The organism is Streptomyces sp. XM83C (assembly GCF_023072675.1).
Taxonomy (GTDB): domain Bacteria; phylum Actinomycetota; class Actinomycetes; order Streptomycetales; family Streptomycetaceae; genus Streptomyces; species Streptomyces thermocoprophilus.
On sequence record NZ_JALLGL010000278.1, the window covers coordinates 1 to 8,355 of the forward strand.

At 70.8% G+C, this 8,355-nt stretch carries 6 protein-coding genes; 1 reads left to right on the top strand and 5 read right to left on the bottom strand.

From position 1 onward, the window contains the following. The coding region (locus MTQ10_RS24460) for a SpoIIE family protein phosphatase (RefSeq protein WP_247472319.1) at positions 1-1,518 on the top strand (1,518 nt) is incomplete at its 5' end. 126 nt (positions 1,519-1,644) lie between these two features. Here MTQ10_RS24460 and MTQ10_RS24465 read toward each other — a convergent pair. The 5 genes from MTQ10_RS24465 to lon all read right to left on the bottom strand — a co-directional run bounded on the left by MTQ10_RS24465 (position 1,645) and on the right by lon (position 7,758). Beyond that, the gene (locus MTQ10_RS24465) at positions 1,645-2,541 is read right to left on the bottom strand and encodes a hypothetical protein (RefSeq protein WP_247472320.1); all 897 of its coding nucleotides are present in this window, start codon (positions 2,539-2,541) and stop codon (positions 1,645-1,647) included. Between the two features lie 17 nt (positions 2,542-2,558). After that, positions 2,559-3,023: a hypothetical protein gene (locus MTQ10_RS24470; protein ID WP_247472321.1), complete on the bottom strand. Its 465-nt coding sequence runs from the start codon at positions 3,021-3,023 to the stop codon at positions 2,559-2,561. A gap of 89 nt (positions 3,024-3,112) precedes the next feature. Beyond that, the gene (locus tag MTQ10_RS24475; protein WP_247472322.1) at positions 3,113-3,970 is read right to left on the bottom strand and encodes a hypothetical protein; all 858 of its coding nucleotides are present in this window, start codon (positions 3,968-3,970) and stop codon (positions 3,113-3,115) included. A gap of 134 nt (positions 3,971-4,104) precedes the next feature. Next, the gene (locus MTQ10_RS24480) at positions 4,105-5,211 is read right to left on the bottom strand and encodes a serine/threonine-protein kinase (RefSeq protein WP_247472323.1); all 1,107 of its coding nucleotides are present in this window, start codon (positions 5,209-5,211) and stop codon (positions 4,105-4,107) included. A 120-nt stretch (positions 5,212-5,331) separates the two neighbouring features. Beyond that, positions 5,332-7,758, bottom strand: coding sequence for an endopeptidase La (gene lon / locus MTQ10_RS24485; protein ID WP_247472324.1), 2,427 nt, complete (start codon positions 7,756-7,758; stop codon positions 5,332-5,334). Between the last annotated feature and the right edge of the window lie 597 nt (positions 7,759-8,355).

An 8,355-nucleotide genomic window follows, 5' to 3' on the forward strand; every position in this document is an offset into this window, starting at 1 on the left:
GACAGGGGCGGCGGGGACAGGGGCGGCGGTGGCGGGCGCGCGCCCGGCGCCGCCGCGGGCGAGCTGACCGCCTACGGTCCCGGCTCACCGCCCGCCGAATGCCTCGCCACCGGCACTCCCGCCCTGTACGACCCCACCGACCCCGCCGTGGCCGCCTGGGCCGAGTCCGACCCGGGCGCCGCCTGGATGCGCGACTGCGGCACCCGGTCCCTGATGGTCGTGCCGCTCCTCGTCGACGGAAACCGCCTCGGCGTCGCCCTCTTCGGCCGCCACCACCGCCCGGAACCCTTCGGCCCGCAGGAACTGCGGCTCGCCGAGGACCTCACCGCCCGCGCCGCCGCCGCTCTGCACAAGGCCCGCCGCACCAGCTGGGCCCGTACCACCACGATGGCCCTCCAGCGCAGCCTGCTCCCGCACACCCTGCCCGAACAGGCGGCCCTGGAGATCGCCACCCGCTATCTGCCCGCCGCCACCCGTGCCGGCGTCGGCGGCGACTGGTTCGACGTGATCCCGCTGTCCACCGCGCGCGTGGCACTCGTCGTCGGCGACGTCGTCGGCCACGGCATCCGCGCCTCCGCCACGATGGGCCGGCTGCGCACCGCCGTCCGCACCCTCGCCGACGTCGACCTGCCCGCCGACGAACTCCTCACCCACCTCGACGACCTCGTCCTGCGCCTCGCCGCCGACGAGAGCAGCGGCGACCCGGCCGCCGAGACCGCCGGCGGCATCGGCACCACCTGCCTGTACGCCGTCTACGACCCTGTCTCCCGCCGGTGCAGCATCGCCCGCGCGGGCCATCCGCCGCCCGCCGTGGTCACCCCCGACGGCACGGTCCGCTTCCTCGACGTGCCCGCCGGACCGCCGCTCGGGCTGGGCGGGCTGCCGTTCGAGGTCTTCGAGACCGAACTGCCCGAGGGCAGCCTCCTCGCCCTCTACACCGACGGCCTGCTGGCGGCCCGCGACCGCGACATCGACGTGTCCCTGGACAAGCTGTTCGCCGCGCTCGGCCGGCCCGCCGCCACCCTGGACGCGGTGTGCGACCGGATCCTCGCCGAGCTGCTCAGCCACCGCCCCGACGACGACATCGCCCTCCTCGTCGCCCGCACCCACGCCCTGCACGAGGACCGGGTCGCCTCCTGGGAGCTGGAGAGCGACCCCGCGATCGTCTCCCGCGCCCGCCGCGTCGCCTCCGAGCAGCTGACCCGCTGGGGGTTGGACGACGCCGCGTTCGTCACCGAGATGGTCGTCAGCGAACTCGTCACCAACGCCATCCGCTACGGCCGGCCGCCCCTCCGGCTCCGGCTCATCCACCAGAACGACACCCTGGTCAGCGAGGTCTACGACTCCAGCGGCACCACCCCGCACATGCGGCGCGCCCGCATCTTCGACGAGGGCGGACGCGGCCTGCTGCTCGTCGCCCAGCTCGCCGACCGCTGGGGCACCCGGCACGACCGGGTCGGCAAGGCCGTCTGGGCGGAACAGTCCCTGTCCGCACCGGCCGACCTCGCACTGCTCTGACAGCGGCAACCGGCCCCGCCGGGACGGGGTCGGCGGGGCCGGGGTTGCTGGTTGGGCCGAGGTTGCGGGTTCAGGTCCTCGCCTTTCCCGTTTCCTCTTTCCGTTTCCTCGTGTTCCTCGATCTCCCTACTTGACGATCACGTCGTCGGGGTTCGGGTCGGGCTCGGACTCCGGGGCCGGGTTCGAGTCCGGGGACGTGCCGGTGGAGCCGGTGCTGTCGGTGCCGGTGTCGGTGCCCGTGGAATCGGTCGTACCGGAGTCATCGGTGCCGGACGGTGCCGTGTCCTTGGGGTCCTTCGGGTCCTTGGGGTCCTTCGGGCCCTTCGGGTCCTTGGGGTCCTTCGGGCTCTTCGGGTCCTTGGGGTCCTTGGGGTCCTTCGGGTCCTTCGGGCCCTTGGGGTCCTTGGGGCCCTTCGGGTCGGTCGAGCCCTTCGAGTCCGTGGAGCCCGTGGAGTCGGGCGCGTGCTCGTCGGGGCAGGGGTCGCCGTTGCCGCCGCCGGTGCCGCTGCCTTCCTTCCCTTCGCGGCCGTCCTCACCGCCGCACTTGCCCCGGCCCCCTCGTCCGCCGTTTCCGCCGGTGCCGCTCTGACCAGGTTCCGTGCAGATGGGCGGGGTGCCCGTGCCGTCACCGCCGTTGCCGCCGTCTCCGCCGTCCCCACGTCGGCAGGAATCCTCGCCGTAGTGGTGATCATCGTGGTGATGGTGGTGGTGATGGCGGTGCTTTCTGTGGTGCCCCTTCTTCTCGTGCCCCTTGTGCCGCTTCCTCTTTTTCTTCTTGTGTTTCTGCTTCTCCTCGCCTCCCTTCTTGTCCTTCTTCTTCTCCTGCTCCTTGTCTTCCGTGTCCTTCTTTTCGCCCTTCTCCTTGTGATCCTCTGCCGCCTGATGCTGAACCTGACCTTGCACGGCCGGGGCCGCGAACACCCCGCCCGCCGAGCCCATCACGCCGCCGACGGCGAGGAAGAGGGAAACCGCGGCAGCGGCCAGAACGTTCTTGCGGACGGATCCACGAGCCTGCTTTTTCATCTGAGTCACCTTGATCGTCAGTTGCCCGCCAGGACGGACCAGTCTTCTTCGAGATAGGCCTTCTTCCACGACCCGACCTCGGACTTCGGCATGTCGTACTTCTCGGCTATCTGCTCCTGAGTGGCGCCGCCGTTCAGGAGGACGAGGACCACCCTCACCTTGTCGGCCAGAGTGAGGTCTTCCCGGGACTTGTCGGGCAGGTCGCGGTAGCGAGTGCATTCATGGGTGCCGGGCTCTCCCGGTTCGCCCGGGCTGCCGTTCTCGCCGCTGTCTCCACCGTCGCCTCCGTTGCCGCCGGAGCCGCATTCGGCGTTGTCGGGCGCGCTCTGCGCTGAACTCGTGACCGAGTCGGGCGTCCGGTGTTTCGTGTCGTTGTCGGTCCCCGCACCCGGGGCGCAGGAGACGCCGGCGGAAATGGCCACTGCTGCTGCGGCGAGGGCCAGCGAGCGGCGCCAGATCTTCCAGAGGGGAGTGGGAGGCATGAGGTGCTCCTTGGGATGCGTCGTGCGGGAGAGAGAAAAGCGCGGTGGGGGTGAGGGCCCTCTCAAGCCCTCACCCCCACCGCTACGGTTCAGACCGCGTCGCCGCCGTCGCCGCCGTCGCCGCCGATGGCACCACCGGCGCCACCGTCGCCGCCCTTGCCACCCTGGTCGGCACCGTTACCGCCGTTGCCACCGTTACCGCCGATGGCACCACCGGTTCCGCCGTTGCCGCCGTCACCGCCCTTCTTGGGCTCGTCCTTCTTGGGCTCGTCCTTCTTGGGCTCGTCCTTCTTGGGCTCGTCCTTCTTGGGCTCGTCCTTCTTGGGCTCGTCCTTCTTGGGCTCGTCCTTCTTCGGCTCGTCCTTCTTCGGCTCGTCCTTCTTCGGCTCGTCCTTCTTCGGCTCGTCCTTCTTCGGCTCGTCCTTCTTCGGCTCGTCCTTCTTCGGCTCGTCCTTCTTCGGCTCGTCCTTCTTCTTGTGGTCGTCCTTCTTCTTGTGGTCGTCCTTCTTCTTGTGGTCGTCCTTCTTCTTGTGGTCGTCGTGCTTCTTGTGGTCGTCGTGCTTCTTGTGGTCGTCGTGCTTCCAGTGGTCGTGCTTGTCGTGGTGGTCGTGCTTGTCGTTCCAGTGGTCGTTGTGGCCGTGGTGGTGGTCGTCCTTGTACCACTTGCACGTCCACGTCTTCTTCCAGTGACCGTGCTTCTTGGTCCACTTCTTGGTGCAGTGCTTATGCCACTTGCCATGCTTCTTGTGGCTGTCGTGCTTGGAGACCATCGACACTGCGGCGGAATCCGGCATCGCACTCGCCGAGGCCATGGTCGCCGGCACCAGAGCGCCACCCGCCCCGACCGCGACCGCCGCGACCGTGGTTGCGATGCGCATTCCGCGTCGGGTACGACGGGTGCGGATTTCTTCGCGGTTCTCGGTGCGCTTGTTGTTGCTGCCGTTCATGATTTCTCCTACTTTCCGTGGGGCCTTTTCGTTGTTCCGGACTTTCCGGTTCGGCCCGCACTTCAAGTAGGCCGGATCGCGACGGCAGGGTCACGTTCCGACAGTTCGGGACTTGACGGCAGGGAAAAATGCGGTTACAAGCGCCCGCGCACCACGGGCCCGGCCCATTCGGGCGGCTCGGGAATCCGGGTGGGAGCAGGGGCGGCGACGGAGACCGGCGTGGGCTCGAAGGCCGGTGCGGGCCCCGAGACGGAACCGGGCCCGGAGACCGTGCTGGGTCCGGAGACCGGGTCGGCCGGGGCCGGCTCGGGAACGATGCCGGCGACGCGGGAGTCCACGACGGTGGGTGTACGGCCCTGTTGTGCGGCGCCGCTGTCGGTGGCCGCGCGCAGGGCGGCGACGAACTCCAGGCAGGAGTCGTACCGGTCGTCTGGCAGCTTGGCCAGCGCCTTCAGCAGCACCTCGTCGGCGGTCTGCGGGATGTCCGGCCGCGACACGGTGAGGGCGGGCGGCGGGTCGTACTGGTGGGCCCAGAGGAGGTCCATGGCGTCGGGCCGCTGGAACGGCGGCGCGCCCGTCAGCAGCTCATGGACGACGCAGGCGAGGCTGTACAGGTCGGAGCGGCCGTCGACGGGCCGGCCCGCGATGCGCTCCGGGGCGACGTAGTCGAGGGTGCCGACGAACTCGCCGGCGGTGGTGAACCCGGTGAGCGACAGGGACTTCTTCGCCAGCCCGAAATCCGTGAGGTAGACGTGCTCGGGGTGGTCGCTGTCGATGCCCTTGGCGACGAGGACGTTGCCGGGTTTGACGTCGCGGTGGACGAGGTCGTGCGCGTGGGCCGCGTCGAGCGCGGAGGCGAGCTGGGAGGCGATGCGCAGTACGGTCGCCACGGGCATCGGCCCGTCCCGCTCGAGCAGGGCACTGAGGTCCAGGCCGTGGACGTAGCACATGGCGATGTAGAGCACGCCGTCGGCTTCGCCGGCCTCGAAGACCGGGACGATGTGGGGGTGCTCGATGCTCGCGGCGACGCGGGACTCGTGGGCGAAGCGGCGCCGGAAGGCTTCGTTGCGGGTGTACTCGGGGGCGAGCAGTTTCAGGGCGACGGTGCGGCCCAGGCGGAGGTCGGCGGCGCAGTAGACGACGGCCATGCCGCCGCGGCCGAGTTCACGCTCGACGCGGTAGCCGGCGATCTCCGTTCCGGCGCCGATCACTGCGGAAGGACGGCTCACAGGCCCGGTCACGCCTGAATTCTATCGGTTTGTACGGTTATTCGTACGGTGGTCGGTGTACGGGGAGGGCCCGGTGCCCGGAGAACGGATGCTCTCCGGGCACCGGGCCCTCACTCGTTCCCGCGGCGTCCGTCACGCCGCCACGGGAGCCTCTTCCCGCGCCTCGCTCGTGGCGGGCGCGAGGGCCAGTTCGAGGACCTGCCGGACGTCGGTGACGGTGTGGACGTCGAGCTTGTCCAGGACCTCGGCGGGGACGTCGTCGAGGTCGGGTTCGTTGCGCTTGGGGATGATCACGGTGGTGACACCGGCGCGGTGGGCGGCGAGGAGCTTCTGCTTCACGCCGCCGATCGGCAGGACGCGGCCGGTCAGGGAGACCTCGCCGGTCATGGCGACGTCGGTGCGGACGAGGCGGCCGGAGAGCAGCGAGGCCAGCGCGGTGGTCATGGTGATGCCGGCGCTGGGGCCGTCCTTGGGGACGGCGCCCGCGGGGAAGTGGATGTGCACGCCGCGGTCCTTGAGGTCGCCGACGGGGAGTTCCAGTTCGGCGCCGTGACTGCGCAGGAAGGACAGGGCGATCTGCGCGCTCTCCTTCATCACGTCGCCGAGCTGACCGGTCAGGGTCAGGCCGGCGGCGCCGGTCTCCGGGTCGGCCAGGGACGCCTCCACGTACAGCACGTCGCCGCCTGCTCCGGTGACGGCGAGGCCGGTGGCGACACCGGGCACGGCGGTGCGGCGTTCGGCCGGGTCCTGCGCGGACTCGGGCACGTGGTGCGGGCGGCCGATGAGGTCGCGGAGGTGGTCGGCGGTGACGGTGAACGGCAGGTCCTGCTCGCCGAGTTCGTGCCGGGCGGCGACCTTGCGCAGCAGCCTGGCGATGGAGCGTTCCAGGTTGCGGACGCCGGCCTCGCGGGTGTACTCGCCGGCGAGCTTGCGCAGGGCGTCCTCGTCGATGGTCACCTCGTCGGCGCCGAGGCCGGCCCGCTCCAGCTGGCGCGGGAGCAGATGGTCACGGGCGATGACGATCTTCTCGTCCTCGGTGTAGCCGTCGAGGCGGACGATCTCCATACGGTCGGCGAGGGCCTCGGGGATGGCTTCCAGGACATTGGCGGTGGCGAGGAACACGACGTCGGACAGGTCGAGTTCGACTTCCAGGTAGTGGTCGCGGAAGGTGTGGTTCTGCGCCGGGTCCAGGACCTCCAGGAGTGCGGCGGCGGGGTCGCCGCGGAAGTCGGATCCCACCTTGTCGATCTCGTCGAGGAGGACGACGGGGTTCATCGACCCGGCCTCCTTGACGGCGCGGACGATACGGCCGGGCAGCGCGCCCACGTAGGTACGGCGGTGGCCGCGGATCTCCGCCTCGTCGCGGACGCCGCCGAGGGCGACGCGGACGAACTTGCGGCCCATGGCGTGGGCGACGCTCTCACCGAGGCTGGTCTTGCCGACGCCGGGCGGGCCGACGAGGGCGAGGACGGCGCCGCCGCGCCGGCCACCGATCACGCCGAGGCCGCGGTCGGCACGGCGCTTGCGGACGGCCAGGTACTCGGTGATGCGTTCCTTGACGTCCTCCAGGCCGGAGTGCTCGGCGTCCAGGACGGCCTTGGCGCCGCTGATGTCGTACGAGTCCTCCGTGCGCTCGTTCCACGGCATCTCCAGGACCGTGTCGAGCCAGGTGCGGATCCATGAACCCTCGGGGGAGGCGTCGGAGGCGCGCTCCAGCTTGTCGACCTCCTTCAGCGCGGCCTCACGGACCTTCTCGGGCAGGTCGGCGGCCTCGACGCGGGCACGGTAGTCGTCGGACTCCTCGCCGTCCGTCTCGCCGTTCAGCTCGCGCAGCTCCTTGCGGACGGCCTCCAGCTGGCGGCGCAGCAGGAACTCGCGCTGCTGCTTGTCGACGCCCTCCTGGACGTCCTTGGCGATGGTCTCGGCGACCTCCTGCTCGGCGAGATGGTCACGCAGCTGCTGGGTGGCGAGCTTGAGGCGGGCGACCGGGTCGGTGGTCGTGAGCAGGGCGACCTTCTGCTCGGTGGTGAGGAACGGCGAGTAGCCGGAGTTGTCGGCGAGCGCGGAGACGTCGTCGATGGCCTGGACGCGGTCGACGACCTGCCAGGCGCCGCGCTTCTTCAGCCAGCTGGTGGCGAGGGCCTTGTACTCCTTGACCAGTTCGGTGACATGGCCGGGCAGCGGGTCCGGCAGCGTCTCGTCGATGCGGGCGCCCTCGACCCACAGCGCAGCACCCGGGCCGGTGGTCCCGGCGCCGATCCTGACGCGGCCACGGCCGCGGATCAGGGCGCCCGGGTCGCCGTCGGCGAGGCGGCCGACCTGCTCGACGGTGCCGAGGACGCCGGTGTCGGCGTACGTGCCGTCGATGCGGGGGACGAGGAGGACGGCCGGCTTGCCGGCGACCTGTCCGGGCTGCGCCGCGTGTGCGGCCTGTGCCGCCTCCACCGCTGCGCGGACCTCGGAGTCGCTCAGGTCCAACGGCACGACCATGCCGGGCAGTACGACCTCGTCGTCGAGCGGCAGCACGGGCAGGGTGAGCGATGCGGGCGTCGAAGCCATGATCTCCCCTTCGGCAGTCAAGTTGAGCTATGCCGACTCAATGCTTGTGACACGGGGATTGTTCCCCGCGGGCTGTTCGCTCTGGGCGATCGCTTCACCTACGGCCGGTGAGCCCCTCTGCGCAGCCCTGGCCACCTGCGGGCGGGTGGGGGTTCTCGCGCAGTCCCCGCGCCCCTGTTCGTGGCGGGGCCATCGTGTCCACCCGCGGGCCGGTGGGGCCTGGTCGCGCAGTTCCCCGCGCCCCTGAGTGCCTGCGGCTGCCTGTGTCCGGGGGTGCGTGGTTGCGGTTGCGCCTACGGCGGTGGGTGGGTCGGGTGCGCGCCGGGGGTGTCCGTCCTCGGTGCGACGCTCTGTTCCTCACCTTCGTGCCGGGCGTTTTCGCCGCACGCTGCGGGCGGGCACCCCCCGACACGCCCCTCCCCGTCGCGGGCGGCTGCCCGCCGTCACACCTACAGGTAGCAGGCGACGCAGCGGCGGGGCGCGTGCTTGCGTAGCTGCGGACAGTCGAGCCGCTGGGGCGCTGCTGCTGTTCTTCGCAGGCGTGACGGGCGAGGGTCTGCTGTCCTACACGGACCCCCTGACCAGCTGGGGCCACGC

Excerpts from the sequence above, each read along its gene's own strand:
- MTQ10_RS24475 (WP_247472322.1), bottom strand. The coding sequence starts at position 3,970 with ATGAACGGCAGCAACAACAAGCGCACCGAGAACCGCGAAGAAATCCGC.
- lon (WP_247472324.1), bottom strand. The coding sequence starts at position 7,758 with ATGGCTTCGACGCCCGCATCGCTCACCCTGCCCGTGCTGCCGCTCGAC.
- MTQ10_RS24470 (WP_247472321.1), bottom strand. The coding sequence starts at position 3,023 with ATGCCTCCCACTCCCCTCTGGAAGATCTGGCGCCGCTCGCTGGCCCTC.
- MTQ10_RS24465 (WP_247472320.1), bottom strand. The coding sequence starts at position 2,541 with ATGAAAAAGCAGGCTCGTGGATCCGTCCGCAAGAACGTTCTGGCCGCT.